Annotated in this window: 16 protein-coding genes; 9 read left to right on the forward strand and 7 right to left on the reverse strand. The window is 57.2% G+C overall.

Translation table 11 applies throughout. From position 1 onward, the window contains the following. The first annotated feature begins 6 nt into the window (after positions 1 to 6). The 5 genes from MGMAQ_RS08855 to MGMAQ_RS08875 all read left to right on the forward strand — a co-directional run bounded on the left by MGMAQ_RS08855 (position 7) and on the right by MGMAQ_RS08875 (position 4,736). Positions 7 to 1,308 carry an NAD(P)/FAD-dependent oxidoreductase gene (locus MGMAQ_RS08855; RefSeq protein WP_046021255.1) on the forward strand — a complete coding sequence of 434 codons (1,302 nt, stop codon included), beginning with the start codon at positions 7 to 9 and terminating at the stop codon, positions 1,306 to 1,308. Between the two features lie 205 nt (positions 1,309 to 1,513). Next, positions 1,514 to 2,056 (forward strand): NapC/NirT family cytochrome c, encoded by a 543-nt coding sequence (locus tag MGMAQ_RS08860; protein ID WP_046021256.1) that lies wholly within the window; start codon positions 1,514 to 1,516, stop codon positions 2,054 to 2,056. Positions 2,057 to 2,119: 63 nt separating this feature from the next. Continuing rightward, entirely contained in the window at positions 2,120 to 3,493 is a 1,374-nt protein-coding gene (locus MGMAQ_RS08865) for a hypothetical protein (protein ID WP_046021257.1), read from the forward strand. Positions 3,494 to 3,607: 114 nt separating this feature from the next. Continuing rightward, a complete protein-coding gene (locus MGMAQ_RS08870) occupies positions 3,608 to 4,030 on the forward strand; it encodes a cyclic nucleotide-binding domain-containing protein (RefSeq protein ID WP_052716271.1) in 423 nt (140 codons plus the stop codon). Between the two features lie 163 nt (positions 4,031 to 4,193). After that, positions 4,194 to 4,736 (forward strand): TlpA disulfide reductase family protein, encoded by a 543-nt coding sequence (locus MGMAQ_RS08875; protein WP_082085352.1) that lies wholly within the window; start codon positions 4,194 to 4,196, stop codon positions 4,734 to 4,736. Here the strand turns inward: MGMAQ_RS08875 and hemB are convergent, their stop codons facing one another. From hemB to soxX, 7 genes are all read right to left on the reverse strand, one after another. After that, positions 4,737 to 5,702, reverse strand: a complete 966-nt coding sequence (gene hemB / locus MGMAQ_RS08880; RefSeq protein WP_082085572.1) for a porphobilinogen synthase — start codon at positions 5,700 to 5,702, stop codon at positions 4,737 to 4,739. It abuts the gene before it with no gap. 135 nt (positions 5,703 to 5,837) lie between these two features. Then, on the reverse strand, positions 5,838 to 6,581 hold the full coding sequence (locus tag MGMAQ_RS08885) for a cytochrome c biogenesis CcdA family protein (protein WP_046021259.1): 744 nt from the start codon (positions 6,579 to 6,581) through the stop codon (positions 5,838 to 5,840). A gap of 79 nt (positions 6,582 to 6,660) precedes the next feature. Beyond that, positions 6,661 to 8,349 (reverse strand): thiosulfohydrolase SoxB, encoded by a 1,689-nt coding sequence (gene soxB / locus MGMAQ_RS08890; RefSeq protein WP_046021260.1) that lies wholly within the window; start codon positions 8,347 to 8,349, stop codon positions 6,661 to 6,663. A gap of 105 nt (positions 8,350 to 8,454) precedes the next feature. Further along, positions 8,455 to 9,276, reverse strand: coding sequence for a sulfur oxidation c-type cytochrome SoxA (soxA, locus tag MGMAQ_RS08895; RefSeq protein ID WP_046021261.1), 822 nt, complete (start codon positions 9,274 to 9,276; stop codon positions 8,455 to 8,457). Positions 9,277 to 9,324: 48 nt separating this feature from the next. Then, positions 9,325 to 9,651, reverse strand: coding sequence for a thiosulfate oxidation carrier complex protein SoxZ (soxZ, locus tag MGMAQ_RS08900; protein ID WP_046021262.1), 327 nt, complete (start codon positions 9,649 to 9,651; stop codon positions 9,325 to 9,327). Positions 9,652 to 9,694: 43 nt separating this feature from the next. Then, positions 9,695 to 10,180: a thiosulfate oxidation carrier protein SoxY gene (gene soxY, locus MGMAQ_RS08905; RefSeq protein WP_252508704.1), complete on the reverse strand. Its 486-nt coding sequence runs from the start codon at positions 10,178 to 10,180 to the stop codon at positions 9,695 to 9,697. Positions 10,181 to 10,228: 48 nt separating this feature from the next. After that, positions 10,229 to 10,690 (reverse strand): sulfur oxidation c-type cytochrome SoxX, encoded by a 462-nt coding sequence (gene soxX / locus MGMAQ_RS08910; RefSeq protein WP_046021263.1) that lies wholly within the window; start codon positions 10,688 to 10,690, stop codon positions 10,229 to 10,231. 513 nt (positions 10,691 to 11,203) lie between these two features. Here soxX and MGMAQ_RS08915 point away from each other — a divergent pair. The 4 genes from MGMAQ_RS08915 (at position 11,204) to MGMAQ_RS19535 (ending at position 15,501) form a co-directional block, all read left to right on the forward strand. Next, positions 11,204 to 11,698 (forward strand): DsrE/DsrF/DrsH-like family protein, encoded by a 495-nt coding sequence (locus tag MGMAQ_RS08915; protein ID WP_046021264.1) that lies wholly within the window; start codon positions 11,204 to 11,206, stop codon positions 11,696 to 11,698. Between the two features lie 196 nt (positions 11,699 to 11,894). Continuing rightward, entirely contained in the window at positions 11,895 to 12,119 is a 225-nt protein-coding gene (locus tag MGMAQ_RS08920) for a sulfurtransferase TusA family protein (protein ID WP_046021265.1), read from the forward strand. Positions 12,120 to 12,135: 16 nt separating this feature from the next. Next, positions 12,136 to 12,501 (forward strand): hypothetical protein, encoded by a 366-nt coding sequence (locus MGMAQ_RS08925; protein WP_046021266.1) that lies wholly within the window; start codon positions 12,136 to 12,138, stop codon positions 12,499 to 12,501. A 123-nt stretch (positions 12,502 to 12,624) separates the two neighbouring features. Then, entirely contained in the window at positions 12,625 to 15,501 is a 2,877-nt protein-coding gene (locus MGMAQ_RS19535; protein WP_052716272.1) for an EAL domain-containing protein, read from the forward strand. Positions 15,502 to 15,512 lie beyond the last annotated feature (11 nt).

A 15,512-nucleotide genomic window follows, 5' to 3' on the forward strand; every position in this document is an offset into this window, starting at 1 on the left:
GTATCAATGACTGATTTTAATCGTCGCGGATTTCTCAAGCTGACCGGTGGCGCTGCCGCCGTGGCTGGAGCCGCTGTTGCCGCCCCGCATGTGGCGAAAGCCGCTGGGGGCAAGGTTGTCGTGGTTGGCGGCGGTGTGGCTGGTGCCACCACTGCCCGTTACCTGAAGATCGCCGACAAGGCCATCGACGTGACCTTGATCGAGCCCAATGCCACCTATCATACTTGCTTCCTGTCCAACGAAGTGCTGTCTGGTGATCGCACCATGGACCAGATTGCCGTCACCTATGACGGCCTAAAGTCCATGGGTATCAAGGTGGTCAAGGACATGGTTACCGGCATTGATGCCATGGGCAAGAAGGTCATGACCAAGGGGGGAGAGACCTTCTCCTATGACCATTGTGTCGTGGCTCCGGGTATCTCCTTTAAGCTTGATGGTTATGGCGGCGTGTCCGATGGCATGTTCGACAAGATCCCGCATGCTTGGAAGGCCGGTCCGCAAACCGCCCTATTGCGCAAGCAGTTGGAAGCCATGCCTGATGGTGGCACCTTCTGTATGGTGGCGCCGCCGAATCCGTTCCGCTGCCCCCCCGGGCCGTACGAGCGGGCCAGCCAGATCGCCATGTACTTCCAAAACCACAAGCCGAAGTCCAAGATCGTCATTATTGATCGCAAGGAGAAGTTCTCCAAGTTCGGCCTGTTCATGGGAGCTTGGAAGAACCTGTATGGTTACGGCACCGACAACAGCATCATCAAGTGGGTGAAGGCGTCTGAAGCCGGGGCCATTGAGTCCATCGATCCCTCGACCATGACCGTCACCACCGACTTCGAGACCGTCAAGGCCGATGTCATCAACTACATCCCGCCGCAAGTGGCCGGTGAGATCGCCATCAAGGCCGGTCTGACCAACGCCAAGGGCTGGTGCGATGTGGACAAGGTGACCTTCGAGTCCAAGGTACACAAGGGCATTCACGTGCTCGGCGATGCCTCGGTGGCGACCAAGATGCCCAAGTCCGGGTATTCCGCCAACTCGCAAGGCAAAGTCTGTGCCGCCGCCATCAACGCTGCCCTCAAAGGCATGGAGATGGGGCATCCGTCCTACGTCAATACCTGCTACTCCATTGCCGGTAAGGACTATGGCTTCTCGGTCGCGGCTGTCTACAAGTACAACAAGGCCGAGGACCTCATTGCTCCGGTCAAGGGTGCTGGTGGTCTGACTCCGGGTGATGCGTCCGCCGAGGCGCGTCGTCGCGAGGTGGAATTCGCCTACAGCTGGTACGACAATATCGTCAAGGATACCTGGGGCTGATAAGCGCCGGGTCGGGGGCGCAACGACGCTTCCTGACGCTATCCACTGACTTGGCGAGGGCCCTTGTCCCCAAAGGGGGGCAGGGGCCTTCCGTCCCAACAGCAATAACAAAAACAAACTAGAAAAAATTGATCCAGGAACACGTTGGTGCCGACCGCGAGGTGTGTCGGGTCGCGCCATTGCAGAGAGGAACGATACAGTGCGTATGATCTGGAATTGGCTGAAAAATCCCGGTGTCCGCTGGGGGCTGATCGTCGGCGTCGTGGGGACGTTTGTCGGCATCGTCGGCTTCAATGTTGTGGTCGCCCACACCAATACCATGGAGTTTTGCACCTCCTGCCATTCGATGTCTTATCCTTTGGCGGAGTACAAAAAGAGCTTCCATTACAAGAATACCGTCGGTGTTCAGGCCGGGTGCCCGGACTGCCACGTACCCCATACCTATCCCGATCTGCTCATCGCCAAGGTCATGGCGGCCAAGGACGTGTATGGCGAGATCATGGGCCATATCGAGACCCCAGAGCTCTATGAAAAGGAGCGGCTGACCATGGCCAAGCGGGTTTGGGCCAAGATGGAGGCCACGGAATCCAGGGAATGCCGCAATTGCCACGATTTCGAGGACATGCTTTCCGATGAGCAGGGACGCCGCGCCCGCCGTAAACACAGCGAGGCGCAAAAGAAAGGCGGTCATTGCATCCAATGTCACAAGGGCGTCGTGCACGAAATGCCGGAAGGGTATGAAGGATAATACCTTGCCCGACCAATCGTGTTACATTAGACAAGCCTGATATTGATGAGGAAAGGCTCAGATATGTTCAATAGCCGCACTGTATCGGTGGCGAGTGGAGGCCTGTTAGCGGCTGCCGCGTTGCTGATCGCCGGGGCGTATTTCGCCGAACCGGCTACCGCCAAGTCCATGACTTCCGGCGAGACCCATGAAGACAATCTGGTGGCCTCGGTGGCTGCCGGGGGGCGTTTGTACGATGATTGGGCTCGCGAAACCGCAGCCCGTAAGCCACGCAAGGTCCATCCGCTTTATCCCGAGGAAGGCCTCTATGCCGACCAACCTTGGCAGACCTGGCGTTGTGTTACCTGCCATGGCTGGGACTACAAGGGATCCGAGGGTATGTACCATACCGGTCCCAAGTATACGGGGATCAAGGGCATTGCGGGAAAGAGAGGCGCCGAGATCGGCGAGGTCATCGAGATCCTCACCGACGGGAAGCACGGCTACGGCGATATGATGGACGACCAAGACCTGCTTGATGTGGCGTCTTTCGTGGTCAATGGTCAGACCGACGTGGATCAGGTCATCGATCCGGTGACCCGCCGGGCCAAGGCCAAACCGGCGGCGTCGTCGGTGTATTTCTCCACCATCTGCGTGAGCTGCCATGGGGCCGACGGGCGCATGATGGATACCATCCCGCCGGTGGGTGATGTGGCTCGGACCGATCCCTGGCAGTCGTTGCATAAGATGCTCAACGGCCACCCGGGTGATGACATGCCGGCTTTGCGAGCTTTCAGTCTGCCGACCATCCTGTCGGTACTGGCCTATACCCAGACCCTGCCGTCCCATGATCGGCTGGCCTCCATTTCCCGGGGCGGTAAGCTCTATGACGACTGGGCCAAGGAAATCGATCGGCGCTTCCCCGAAGACCCGCATCCGTCCTTTCCCACGGGGGTCGAGATTGCCGTGGGCAGCAACACCTGGCGCTGCGTGGAGTGCCATGGCTGGGACTACAAAGGCAACAACGGCATTCGCGGTATCCGCAATCTGGCCGGGGCCCATCCGCTGGCGATCGAGAAAATCCTCACCGATGAGACTCATCGCATGGACGATTTTCTCAAGCACAAGGATATGACCGACCTGGCCAACTTCATCAGCCAGGGGCAGGTGGAGGTCAACGAGTTCATCGACCCGACCTCCAAAAAGGCTAAGGGCAACAAGGACACCAGTCCGGAATATTTCTTGACCCTTTGCGCGACCTGTCACGGTGAGGACGGTCGCGCCATCCGCACCATGCCGCCCTTGGGCCGGGTCGCCGACAACAGCCCCTGGAAGGTGCTGCATCGTATGTTCCATGGCCATCCGGGTGACTATATGCCCGCCTGGCAAGCGTCCATGCCGCCGACCATCGCCAAGGACGTGCTGGCCAAGCTACAGACCTTGCCGGTGAAGAAGTAGGGCAAGGCTTAGGCCCGACATTTGATCAAGGAATGAAGAAGCCCTGCGCCTCAATGGTGCGGGGTTTTCTTTTGTGCCACACTGGGAAAGGTAATTGAGCAAGGGGGGACGTTCATGGATCGACAAACCTTCGCGCCCGGTGAGGTTCTTTTTAAGCAAGGGGACGACGGTGAGATCGCCTACCTGGTGGAAAAGGGCGCCATCGAGATTTCGGTCAACGAGGGAGCGGACAAGCAGGTGCTCGGCCAAATCGACCCGGGCGGCCTGTTCGGCGAGATGGCGCTGATCTCCAGCATGCCGCGCATGGCCACCGCCACGGCGACCGTTGAGGCCACCTGTGTTGTGATCCCCAGAATGGTCCTGAGCGTCCTCATCGGCGGCGCCGACCCTTTGATGAGCGCCTTGCTTCTCAACCTCATCGGCCATATCCGCTCACTGAACGAAAAGCTCACCCCCGAACTGTTCGAGGACGACGAGGTCCAGTTCTTCTTCCAGGGAGCCGACGGGGCCTATCGGCGGGAAGATCGGCGGGCGTGAGTGGATACTGATCAAGCCGTCGTATATTCCCGGGACGAAGTAGGGGCTTCGATGCGCAGAGCACGACCTTGGCCACCTCACAACTCACACTCCCTTCACACCAGTTTGATTTCCCGATCCGGACCTCGAACTCTACCATCGTGAAATCCTGGGAGGTCCGACCATGCGCCTGTTGCTGCTCATTCTAATGTTGCTGTTCACCGTCGCCACTCCAGCGCGCGCAATGGAATCCGCCCCACCCATGGCCCCGGACTGGACGGTCTCGGAATGGCTGAACGGGGAGGGGAGTACCCTGGCCGACCTGAAAGGCAAGGTCGTGGTCATCGAGTTCTTTCAGATGTGGTGTCCAGGCTGCAATAGCTTCTCCATTCCGCTCATGCACCAATGGCAGACCGAAACTTTCAAGGGCGCCGTGGAAGCAGGGGCATTGCAGGTGGTCAGCATCCACACGGTGTTTGAAGGCCATTCGGTCCAGACCCCGGCAAAACTGCGCAAGTTCATCAAGCGCAAGGGCATCACCAACCTGGTGGGCATCGACGCCTACGAGAAGGGTGATCACTATCCCATCACCATGCGCCGGTGGAAGACCGGCGGCACGCCAGAAGTGGCCATCGTCGACAAGAAGGGCCGCCTGCGATTCCAGGAGTTTGGCGGCTTCAATACCGATACGGCGGAAGCGCTGATCAAAAAGCTGTTGAAGGAGTAGCTACCCTGTCTTCAACAATTTGGCCGCTTCCCGCGCCGCATAGGTGAAGATCCCGTCCGCCCCGGCGCGCTTGAAGGCCAAAAGGCTTTCCATCATCACCGAGTCATAGTCCAGCCAGCCATTGGCGGCGGCGGCCTTGAGCATGGCATATTCGCCCGAGACATTGTAGGCGAAGGTGGGCGTAGCAAAGCTGTCCTTGATGCGCCGGATGATATCCAAATAGGGCAGGCCGGGCTTGACCATCAACAGGTCGGCGCCCTCGGCTATATCCAAGGCCACTTCGCGCAAGGCTTCGTCGGTGTTGGCCGGGTCCATCTGATAGGTTTTCTTGTCGCCTTTCAGGGCACCACCGGAGCCCACCGCATCGCGGAACGGGCCGTAGAAGGCCGACGCATATTTGGCAGCATAGGACATGATCTGCACATCTTGTTGGCCTGCATTGTCCAGGGCTTGGCGGATCTCGCCGATGCGCCCGTCCATCATGTCCGAAGGCGCGTTGATATCGCAGCCGGCCTCGGCCTGCACCACGGCCTGCCGACACAGAGCCTCGTTGGTCTCGTCATTGAGGATCACGCCGTCTTGGACAATGCCGTCATGGCCATTGGAATTATAAGGATCCAGCGCCACGTCACAAATCACGCCCATGTTTGGATGGGCCGCCTTTACCGCGCGCACGGCCCGGCAGACCAGGTTTTCCGGGTTATAGGCCTCGGCGGCCTCGGGGGTTTTGAGCGCAGGGTCGGTATAGGGGAATACCGCGACCGCCGGAATGCCCAAATCCACAGCCACACCGACTTCGTCTACTAGTAGATCTATGGAAAGCCGCTCGACGCCGGGCATGGAGGCCACGGCCTGACGCTCTTTGTCGCCTTCGAGGACAAAGACCGGCCAGATCAGATCGTCGGCGGTCATCCTGGTTTCGCGGACCATGCGCCGGGCCCACTCGGTCTTGCGGTTGCGCCGCATGCGGGTCCAAGGATAGCTGCCCAGGCCCAGGCTTGCGTTATCGGTCACGTCCAGATCCTCCCAAAGTGCGACCGTCGAAGCATAGCGCCGACGGCCCTATTTGAAAGGGGTAATTGCCCCTCAATCACGTCGCAACTAGCTCAATTTCTGCAAGGCCGGGAAGGCTTCCAGGATCCAATTGCTGATGCTGTTCAACCCACCGGTGAGAATAAGCACGCCGGTGAGCACCAGCAGACCGCCCAAGGCCATCTCGATCTTGCCCAGATGGCGGCGGAACTTGGCCAGGAATAACATGAAGCGGCTGGCAAAGGCGGCGGCGAGCAGGAATGGAATGCCCAGTCCGGCCGAGTAGATGGACAGCAGGATAATGCCGTCCCAAATGCTTTCGCCCATGGCCGCCTGCATGAGAATGGTCGACAATACCGGTCCGACGCAGGGGGTCCAACCGAAGCCAAACGCCATACCGATCAAAAAGGCGCCGATCACCCCTGCTGGTTTGTTTTCCAGGTGAAAGCGCTTTTCGAAGTTCAAGAATCCGATCTTGAACAGGCCCATGTAATGCAGCCCGAAGATAATGATCAAGATGGCGCCGAAAATGGCGAATTCCCGTTTGTGCTGACCCATGAAGCCGCCGATGGTGGTGGCTCCGGCGCCCAGGCTGACAAACACGAAGCTCAGGCCGAGGACGAAAAACAGGCCGGAGATCAATGCCCGGCGGGTTGTTTCCGATCGCTGCTTGGAATCCGCGTCGGTCAGGTCTTCCAGCGAGGCGCCGGAGATGAACGACAGGTAGGCTGGCACAAGCGGCAGAATGCAGGGGGCCAAGAAGGTGAGGATACCGGCAACCATCGCCGTACCGTAGGAAACGTCCATGCCCATGATCGGGAACTCCTGACAAACGGGGGCCCCGCGCTCTCAGAGGAGAGGCGCGGGGCAGTAACGGGGGAAACGAACGCGCTTAAGCGCCGACGACCTTAATACTGCGATTGGGCGGTAGGTCGATGACTTTCTTGCGTTGGATGTAGTCGGAGACCACGTCCCAGATGGGCGGACCCTCGGTGCCTTCATTGACCGATGCCCAACCGCCGACGGTGTAGTCCTTGGAGGCCTCGACCTTTTCACCATTGGACAAAAGGGTCATGTCGGAAACCCGGCTACCCATTTTCTCGTGGATATTGAAGGTAAAGCCCATGCCGCCGACACGCACCATGTCGCCACCCTGCTGGTAGTAGGGATCCGGGTTGAACAGGTTGTCGCCCACGTCTTCAAGGATGTCCTTGATGGTTTTTCCGCTCATCTGCGAGCGGTAGCAGGCCGGATAGGTGATGCCGGTCTGATGATAGACATGCTCGACCAGAATGTCCGAGCCCGGGGGCAGGGACGAGCCCCAACGGAACCCTGGCGACAGGGAAATCTGACAATCGCGCTCTTCGATGATCGACTGACAGATCAGATCGTCGAAGGTACCGTTGAAGTTGCCCCGGCGATACAGCAGGGAATCGGTGCGGCCCAGGACCTTGTTGACGTCCTTTTCGTAGGGCGCGCGGATCTGATGCACCAGCTTGGCCATTTCCGGGTCCGGGGTGATGGCATCGGTGAACACCGGCATCAGCTTGAACCGGTAGTCGGCCACTTTTTTGTTTTCCACCTTAACGTCCAGGCGGGCCAGGAACTTGCCGTGGGAGCCGGAGGCCACCATCAGGGTATCCTTGACCTTGATCACGTCGGGAATGGCGTCATGGGTATGGCCGGTCAGCAGCACGTCGATGCCCTCGACCCGCGAGGCCAGTTTGCGGTCCACGTCGAAGCCGTCATGACTGGCCAACACGACCAGATCGGCGCCTTCATCGCGCGCCTTGGTCACATGCTCCTGTACGGTCTCTTCACGGATACCGAAGGACCACTCGGGGATCATGAAGCGCGGATTGGCCACCGGGGTGTAAGGGAACGCCTGGCCGATGACCGCGACTTTGACGCCGCCGCGATCGAAATAGGCATGGCTCTCGAACACCGGCTCCTCGAAATCATTATCCACCACGTTGCCGCAGAGGAACGGGAATTCGAGCATATCCACCAATTCCTTGACCCGCTCGGCGCCATGGGTGAATTCCCAGTGGGCGGTCATGGCATCGACACCCAGGGCGTTCATGGCCTTGACCATGTCCTCGCCGCGGGTCTTCAGGGCGGTGTAGGAGCCTTGCCAGGTATCGCCGTTATCGATCAGCAAGGTATTGTTTGGGCGCTCGGCGCGGATGGCCTTGACCAGCGTGGCCATATGGGCCAGTCCGCCGACCCGTCCATAATCCTTTGATAGGTTGGCGAAATCGGTGCTGCTCAGGGCATAGGCCTCGGGCGTCCCGGCTTGCAATCCAAACATCTTGAGAAAGGCCTCGCCGGTGATGTGGGGCGGCAGGCCATGGACTTCACCAACGCCCAGATTGACCGACGGCTCGCGGAAGTACAATGGCATCAGTTGGGCATGGATATCGGTGAAGTTCAGCAAGGTCACTTGACCTGTGGAATCGAACTTCAGCAGTTCGTCCTGGGTGATCTTGCCCCGCGCGGCGGCATGAGAGATCCCCCCTAAGGGACCGGCAAAGGCGGCGGTGGCAGCGGCGACCTGTAGGAAATCGCGTCGAGTGAGCATCGGAACCTCGCAACTCTCTGAAATATTGTATTTATAGGGACGAAAAAGGGACGGCGCGCGCCTTTGGCTTGCATTGCCGTCCCTAATCTTCAGTCGTCCAGAACCTTAGCGGCGAACCGACGGGGATTCCGAAGGCAGACCGTTGGAGCGCCACATGACGAACAGCTCCAGGTTCGTGTACTCGTCGGAACCACGCTTGTAGGGTTCCGCGCGAATGTTTTTGTTGCAACCGGTGAAGCGGCGTTGGATGGACCCCAGCTTCTGCCATTTCAGGCGGAAGGTCGGGAAACCATTGCCCATGCCGTGGCTCAGCAAGTCGGCGCGGATCATGTTACCGGGATTGTCCATATGGCACATGTTGCAAGACAGGTCCATCTGGCCACGACGCTGAAAGTAGAAGTCGCGTCCGGCTTCGAAGAACGGCTTGGCTTCGCCATCCACTTTGACGTTGATCGGCATGCCGCGAGATTGCAGCTTGATGAGGGCGACCATGCCCAGCATCGGGTCCGATTCCCACTTCCAATCCTTGGCGCCCATCCGTTCGGTCAGGCACTCGCTGATGCGATCTTGCAGGGTCGCAAGCTTTTTGTGCTTGTCGTAGTACTTCGGATAGGTGACCGACAGACCCTTGAAGGTTTCCACGCTTCCGTGGCAGCTGGCGCAGGCCTTGCCCTTGGAACCGTTGACCTCATCCCAGTCTTCCTGCGAATCCTCGATCCATTGGAAAGCGGGGTTTTCGAAGTCGTCTTCCTGGATATCGCGGGTCTCTACGGTGGAATAGACATAGCCGGACTCTTTGTCGCCGACGATGTAATTCTTGATCCGCTCATCGTTCATGATGTTGTCGAATGGGCCGGCTTGGGCCGAGGCACTGACCAGCACGATGCCGGCCAATGCACTCATAATTCCCAGTTTAATCTGCCCCATGACGTGTTCCTCCCAATTTTTATTCACGGCATCCGGTTTTCCGGTTGCTCAGCTAACGGTGATCTTCTTGGTCGCGCTGACGGATTCACCGGTTTCCTCGCTCCAAGTCATCTTAAACTCGCCACTTTCCGTGGCCCGATGGAAGAAAGCGATGTAGGGGCTAGCGGACACAGCGCCTTCGAGAGACATGCCGAACACCGGCTTGCCATTGAAGGTCACATCGAACTTATTGATGATCTTGCGCGGCACGATCTTGCCACCCTTGCCCTTGCGCAGGCCGGATTCCATGTCGTGCTTGATCATGGTCTTGATCTGGAAAGTGTCGCCCTTCTTGGCGCTCTTCGGTACTTTCACGCGGGGTTTCTGCAAAGCCATTAGGTCTTACTCCTTAGAATAACCAATATCGAACCGAGGGAAATCAGCCGCCGCAGCCGCCGATAGTCACCTTGGTTTCCTTCTTGTTCGAAATCACCGATCCGTCGCTCATTTCGGCTACGGCCACGATATTCTGAGTCTTGGCCATGCGGATACGGGTGGCCACTTCGGCCTTGCCGCATTCGGCGGAGAGCGTAAAGGAGCAGACACCCGGGTTGGGGTTGCCCTCGGAGATGATGTGGATTTTTTTGACGTGATCAGCGGCGGTCATCGGGCTTTCGACCTTGACGGTCACCGGCACGGTGTTGCCGTTCTCGGCGATCTCCGGCAGCTTCAGAGACACGCGCGCGTCACCGCCAGCGGGCATCTTACCGGATAACTTCTTGGCCAATTCGGCGGCCTTGTCGGGAGTGGCCTGGGCGGATTTGGGGGTCAGGGTTGCACCGGCCACGGCCAGGGCGCCTCCACCAAACACACCGAGCAGACCGCGGCGGCTTACCGCCATAGAGGTCTTGGATTGATCGGACATGCTACTAACTCTCCTCGTTTTCTTGCGTTGTCGCTCTTGGTCGAGCGGTCAATTTTCCTTCAGGGTCTTCAAATAGGCAACCACATCTTCCACTTCCTGAGCGGAAAGCATGGTCTTGCCCTGATGCTTTTTCATCACCCGATTGAGGCCTTCGATCCGGTAGAACGAGGGCATCATGGATTCAGAGTTGGTGATTTTGGGATCAACGATACGCAGACGAAGCTCGGCTTCACTCATGCGGCTTCCCACACCAGCCAGGTCGGGACCGACCTCGCCGTGAAACTGTTCTTCCGGAATCGGCATTTTATGGCAGGCAAGGCAGTTGCCTTTCTTGCGGGCAACAGCGGTTTTCTTGCCTTTGGCTGCATCTCCGGCCACACCAGCAAGGTATTCGGGGATGCCTTCGCCAACCACGAAAAAGTCAATGGTATCAGCGGCGCGGGCGTCGGTGTGCACCGAAGCGGTCACGGTCAGCGCCAAAGCGGCGCCAAGAATGGCCTTGGATCGCATAATTCCTCCCAAATGTATTTCACGACTGTTTGAGCCGTATGGTTTTTTGAACAGGCCAATGGGCCCTTGCACAGAAAACTAGTCGCCCACGGCTGCCCAATCAACCGAAATATTGAATCTGGGTCGTAATTTTCCGCTATAACGCAATGCAATAACGTAAGATTGATGCGCTATCTGGGAAATTTTACATAGATTGTGCCTAAAATGGTTCGTCGATGAACGAAAGAATCATGTGGCACATGATGGCTGGCCGGATTCGAAAAAATTTGTCGGTCGTCTGTTTCGGTTGGTCTGACCGGATAAAATGAATTACAATCAGTGCCCTTGGGATCAAGTGAAATGATCTTTGAACGACCTTTGAGGTTCTTGGCACCCCCTTGGGTTCACAATTTCCTTTTATCCCTGAGGTTAAATGTATTAGAGTGCCATTAATTAGGAAACGCTAAACTAGCCGGTAGCGCTGGCTGGCAGGGAAAATTCACCTATAGACGCAATGGGTTAGGGAGAGACGTGATGAGCAATACCGACGGCAAGAAGATGAGCATCATTGTGACCAAGGGGACGCTGGACTGGGCATATCCGCCCTTTATCCTGGCGACCACGGCCGCCAGTCTTGGCGTCGAAGTGACCTTGTTCTTTACCTTCTATGGGCTGCAACTCTTGAAGAAAGACATGAGCCACCTGAAGATTTCCACACTGGGCAATCCGGGTATGGAAATGCCGATGATGGGCATGCATATGGCGATGCCGAACATGGTTTCCATGCTTCCGGGTGTCGACGGCATGGCTTCCGGCATGATGAAGAGCCTGATCAAAAAGAAAGGCGTGGCTTCGTTGGAAGAACTGCGGGAAGCGACCGTGGATCTGGAGTGCCGGATGATTGCCTGCCAGATGACCGTGGATCTTTTCGAACTGAAGCATGAGCAATTGATCGATGGACTGGAGTTTGCCGGTGCCGCGACTTGGGTGGAAGTGGCCACGGAGTCGGAAATCAACCTGTTCATCTGATCTCAGATCAAAGAGATCGGGCCTTCGATCATTTTGAGGGCTTGCACGAACCGGCGCTCGCTTTAGAGTGTGCGTTCCGTTTTTTGAGCACGCGGCGGACTTCGCCGTAACGTTAGGGGAAGGTGGTCGCGGTAGACCCGTGCTGCCACCAGGAAAACCGGGGTCTGCCCCGGGATAACAGGAAAGAGGAAAACCTATGACCGTAGAACTTGACACCAAAGGCCTGAACTGCCCGCTGCCCATCCTGAAAGCCAAGAAAGCCATCAAGGATCTGCCGGCCGGTGAAACCCTGAAGGTGATCGCCACCGACCCGGGCTCGGTGAAGGATTTCGAGGCTTTCTGCCGCTCCACCGGTAACGAGTTGCTGGACAGCTCCGAAGACGGTGGTGTCTACACCTTTATGATCAAGAAGACCTCCTAAGGGGTTGAAATTTTTGATGAATAGATTGAGCGCGACAGGGGTGGCAGGGGCCATTCTTGTTGCGCTTTTTCTGTTATCCAGTCCTGTCCAAGCGGCTCAGTTGCTCATGTTTCATGAGGAAGGCTGCCCTTGGTGCCAGGCTTGGGAGCATCAGATCGGTACGATCTATGACAAGACCGACGAGGCGAAAGTCCTGCCGCTGACCCGCTTGGATGTACATGAAGACCTGCCTGCCGATCTGGAACTGAAGTCCCCGGTCAATTTCACGCCGACCTTTGTGGTTATCCAAGATAACAAGGAAGTGGGGCGAATTCCCGGCTATCCAGGCGATGAATTCTTCTGGTTCCTGTTGGCGGAATTGATTGAAAAGATCCCGGAATAGACCCCGCTTTTCGCGCGGGCGAAGGTTTTGCTGGTCTCTCGGCCCTGATTCATGACATAACTAATTGGTGTTGTTGATAAACCGTTCGATTGAATAGGGGCGGCGCAGGCCTGCGAATCAAATATGGCCAGGAAACAAAAGTCGGCCAAGAAGACGCCGACCTGGATGGAACAGCTAACATCATCGGTCAGAGACCTGATCGTCTGTTTTGCCGACGGTCACGTCGTCGAAGCCAATAAGGCCGCCTTGACCCGTCTGGGCTACAAGAATCTATCGGATATGACGGGCGTTACCCCTGAGGCTTTGTTGGTTGTCGGGGATGATTTCGATATATCTTCATTGAGCGACGGCAGAAACCGGTCGCTCCGGTTGCGCCCGCGCAAAGGGGCTGCCTTCGCCGTGGAGGCCAGTCTGCAAAAGGTCGAGGGTGTTCCTAACAAAGTTGCCTTGATCGCCCATGACCTTTCTCTCCATATGGAATCCGCGGATGCCCTATCGGCAAGTGAATCCCGATTTCGGGACCTTGTAGAGAGATCCATCAGCTTCCTTTGTGCCTGTGAGAATGGGATTATCACCTACCTCAATCCGGCCGGATTGGAGATGATCGGACGGAAGAAGCTTTCCAAGGTTGTCGGCAAACCTTTTTCCAACATCGTCCACGAAGATTACCGAGCATTGATTGATGGGGGCCTTGGTGCCTTGTCGGAAGAAGGGGACGTGATCCCCATGAAGTTCCTTTATCGCAGCCGCAAGACGATCGATGTGGAAGTGGGCGTGACCCCGGTCGGCGTGGTCGGCGCCTATATGGTTCAAGCCCGTGACATCACGAGACGGCTGCTTTCAGCCAATCGGTTGCGGGAGCGCGAGGAATGCCTGCGCGGTATCGTCGATACGGTGGCCGAGGGAATCATCACCACCAATACCAAAGGAGAAATTCAGGCCTTCAACAAGGCCGCGGAACGCATCTTCGGCTATTCTCAGACCGAGATGATGGGCGCAAGCGTGAATGGCTTGATGACTCGGTCCCATAGCGTCCGTCACAACGGATTCGTAAAGAATTATTTGAAGGGCGGAGGGCGTCCATTGCAAGGACATGCCCGTCTTCTCGAAGGCTTGCGCAAGGATGGCACTAAGTTCCCATTGGAAATCACCCTAAGCGAACTACGGCAAGGCAAGGAGAAGCTCTTTACCGCCTTGGTCCGCGATATAACCGAACGCAGAAAGACCGAGGATGCCTTGCGCCTGGCTCAGGATGATCTGGAGCGGCGGGTGGAGGAGCGGACTCAGGCCCTGACCCAGGAAGTGGCCGAAAGACGTCGAATTGAAGAAAGCTTGCGCCTGACGGCCCGCGTGATCGAGGCCACCAGCGAAGGGGTGGTGCTCACTGATCCGGAATTTCGGGTGACCAGCGCCAATCCGGCTTTTACCCGTATCACTGGCTATTCCGCCGATGAGATCATGGGCAAGAAGCCGCAGTTCCATACCAAGCTGAAGCGGGACAAGGAACTCTATGCCCAGATGCTGGAGAGCATAGAGAGTAAGGACCATTGGGAAGGCGAGATCTGGAACAAGCGCAAAACCGGCGAACGCTATGCCCAACGCCTGGCCATATCCACCATCCATAGCGAGGAAGGCGAGATCCATCAATATGCGGTGCTGGTTTCCGATATCACCCAACGCAAGCAAGACGAGGAACGAATTCGCTATCAGGCCAATTACGATGCCCTGACCGGACTTCCCAACCGCAGCTCTTTCCTTCAGAGTCTCAATCAGGCTCTCTTGCTCGGCAAACGCCAGGAGCGCAAGGTCATCTTGATGTTCATCGACCTGGATGGCTTCAAGCTGGTCAACGATACCTTGGGACATGAGTTGGGAGACCTCTTGCTCACCCAAGCGGCGGCAAGGCTTTTGGATTGCGTCCGGACCTCGGATACGGTGGCCCGTCTGGGAGGGGACGAGTTCACGATCTGCCTGACAGAAATCTGCGATGAATATGATGCGCCCATCGTCGCCCAGCGGGTCATTGATAGCCTGTCCCAGGCCTTTATTCTGAAAGGACAGGAGGCCTTCGTCTCGGCCAGCATCGGCATCACCACATTCCCCGATGATGCGGAAAACGCTACGGATCTGCTGAAACATGCCGATGCCGCCATGTACCGGGCCAAGGAGAAGGGCAAGGATAACTTCCAGTATTTCACTGCCGACATGAACGAGGAGGTGAAGGAACGCCTGTTCATGAAGAACGGACTGTCCAATGCCCTGGAACGGCAAGAGTTCGTGCTCTACTACCAGCCCAAGATGGGCCTGGAAACCGATGGCCTGACCGGTGTTGAAGCGCTGATGCGTTGGAAGCACCCTGAAATCGGTTTGGTGCCGCCGGGCCGTTTTATCCCGGTGCTCGAAGAAACTGGTTTGGTGGTGGATGTCGGAGTCTGGATCCTGCAGGAAGCCTGTCGTCAGCATGTCGCGTGGATCGAGCAGGGGCTGCCACCGATCCGCGTGGCGGTGAACCTTTCGGCGCGTCAACTAAGGGATACGGCGCTGATCGGTATCTTCGAGCAAGTGTTGAAAGATGCCGGGATTGGACCGGAGTCCATGGAAATCGAAATCACCGAAAGCATGCTGATGTCCGATCATGGCCCGGTGATCAAGGTGCTGGGTGCTTTGCATGAGATGGGCTTGCATGTGGCCATGGACGATTTCGGGACCGGCTACTCATCGCTCAGCTATCTCAAAAAATTCCCCATCGACACCATCAAGATCGATCGTTCGTTTGTCGCCGATATCGCCGTGGACAAGGACGATGCGGAAATCATCCGCACAATCATCAACATGGCACAAAGCCTGCGCCGCCGGGTGGTTGCCGAAGGGGTGGAAGACGCCGAACAGCTTCAAATTCTCAGAGACTACAAATGTCATGAAGTGCAAGGCTATTTCTTCAGTCCACCCATGCCGGCCGCGGAAATGAATGCCTATGTTCTCGGGCTCAAGACTGACTAGAAAAAAGACGG

Source organism: Magnetospira sp. QH-2 (genome assembly GCF_000968135.1).
GTDB lineage: Bacteria > Pseudomonadota > Alphaproteobacteria > Rhodospirillales > Magnetospiraceae > Magnetospira.

What these genes read in the sequence shown, in the direction of transcription:
- MGMAQ_RS08885 (WP_046021259.1), bottom strand. Translation starts at nt 6,581, where the DNA reads ATGGGCATGGACGTTTCCTACGGTACGGCGATGGTTGCCGGTATCCTC.
- hemB (WP_082085572.1), bottom strand. Translation starts at nt 5,702, where the DNA reads ATGCGGCGCAACCGCAAGACCGAGTGGGCCCGGCGCATGGTCCGCGAA.
- MGMAQ_RS19535 (WP_052716272.1), top strand. Translation starts at nt 12,625, where the DNA reads ATGGCCAGGAAACAAAAGTCGGCCAAGAAGACGCCGACCTGGATGGAA.
- MGMAQ_RS08925 (WP_046021266.1), top strand. Translation starts at nt 12,136, where the DNA reads ATGAATAGATTGAGCGCGACAGGGGTGGCAGGGGCCATTCTTGTTGCG.
- MGMAQ_RS08875 (WP_082085352.1), top strand. Translation starts at nt 4,194, where the DNA reads ATGCGCCTGTTGCTGCTCATTCTAATGTTGCTGTTCACCGTCGCCACT.
- soxY (WP_252508704.1), bottom strand. Translation starts at nt 10,180, where the DNA reads ATGTCCGATCAATCCAAGACCTCTATGGCGGTAAGCCGCCGCGGTCTG.
- soxB (WP_046021260.1), bottom strand. Translation starts at nt 8,349, where the DNA reads ATGCTCACTCGACGCGATTTCCTACAGGTCGCCGCTGCCACCGCCGCC.
- MGMAQ_RS08870 (WP_052716271.1), top strand. Translation starts at nt 3,608, where the DNA reads ATGGATCGACAAACCTTCGCGCCCGGTGAGGTTCTTTTTAAGCAAGGG.
- MGMAQ_RS08865 (WP_046021257.1), top strand. Translation starts at nt 2,120, where the DNA reads ATGTTCAATAGCCGCACTGTATCGGTGGCGAGTGGAGGCCTGTTAGCG.
- MGMAQ_RS08920 (WP_046021265.1), top strand. Translation starts at nt 11,895, where the DNA reads ATGACCGTAGAACTTGACACCAAAGGCCTGAACTGCCCGCTGCCCATC.
- soxA (WP_046021261.1), bottom strand. Translation starts at nt 9,276, where the DNA reads ATGGGGCAGATTAAACTGGGAATTATGAGTGCATTGGCCGGCATCGTG.
- MGMAQ_RS08860 (WP_046021256.1), top strand. Translation starts at nt 1,514, where the DNA reads ATGATCTGGAATTGGCTGAAAAATCCCGGTGTCCGCTGGGGGCTGATC.
- MGMAQ_RS08915 (WP_046021264.1), top strand. Translation starts at nt 11,204, where the DNA reads ATGAGCAATACCGACGGCAAGAAGATGAGCATCATTGTGACCAAGGGG.
- MGMAQ_RS08855 (WP_046021255.1), top strand. Translation starts at nt 7, where the DNA reads ATGACTGATTTTAATCGTCGCGGATTTCTCAAGCTGACCGGTGGCGCT.
- soxX (WP_046021263.1), bottom strand. Translation starts at nt 10,690, where the DNA reads ATGCGATCCAAGGCCATTCTTGGCGCCGCTTTGGCGCTGACCGTGACC.
- soxZ (WP_046021262.1), bottom strand. Translation starts at nt 9,651, where the DNA reads ATGGCTTTGCAGAAACCCCGCGTGAAAGTACCGAAGAGCGCCAAGAAG.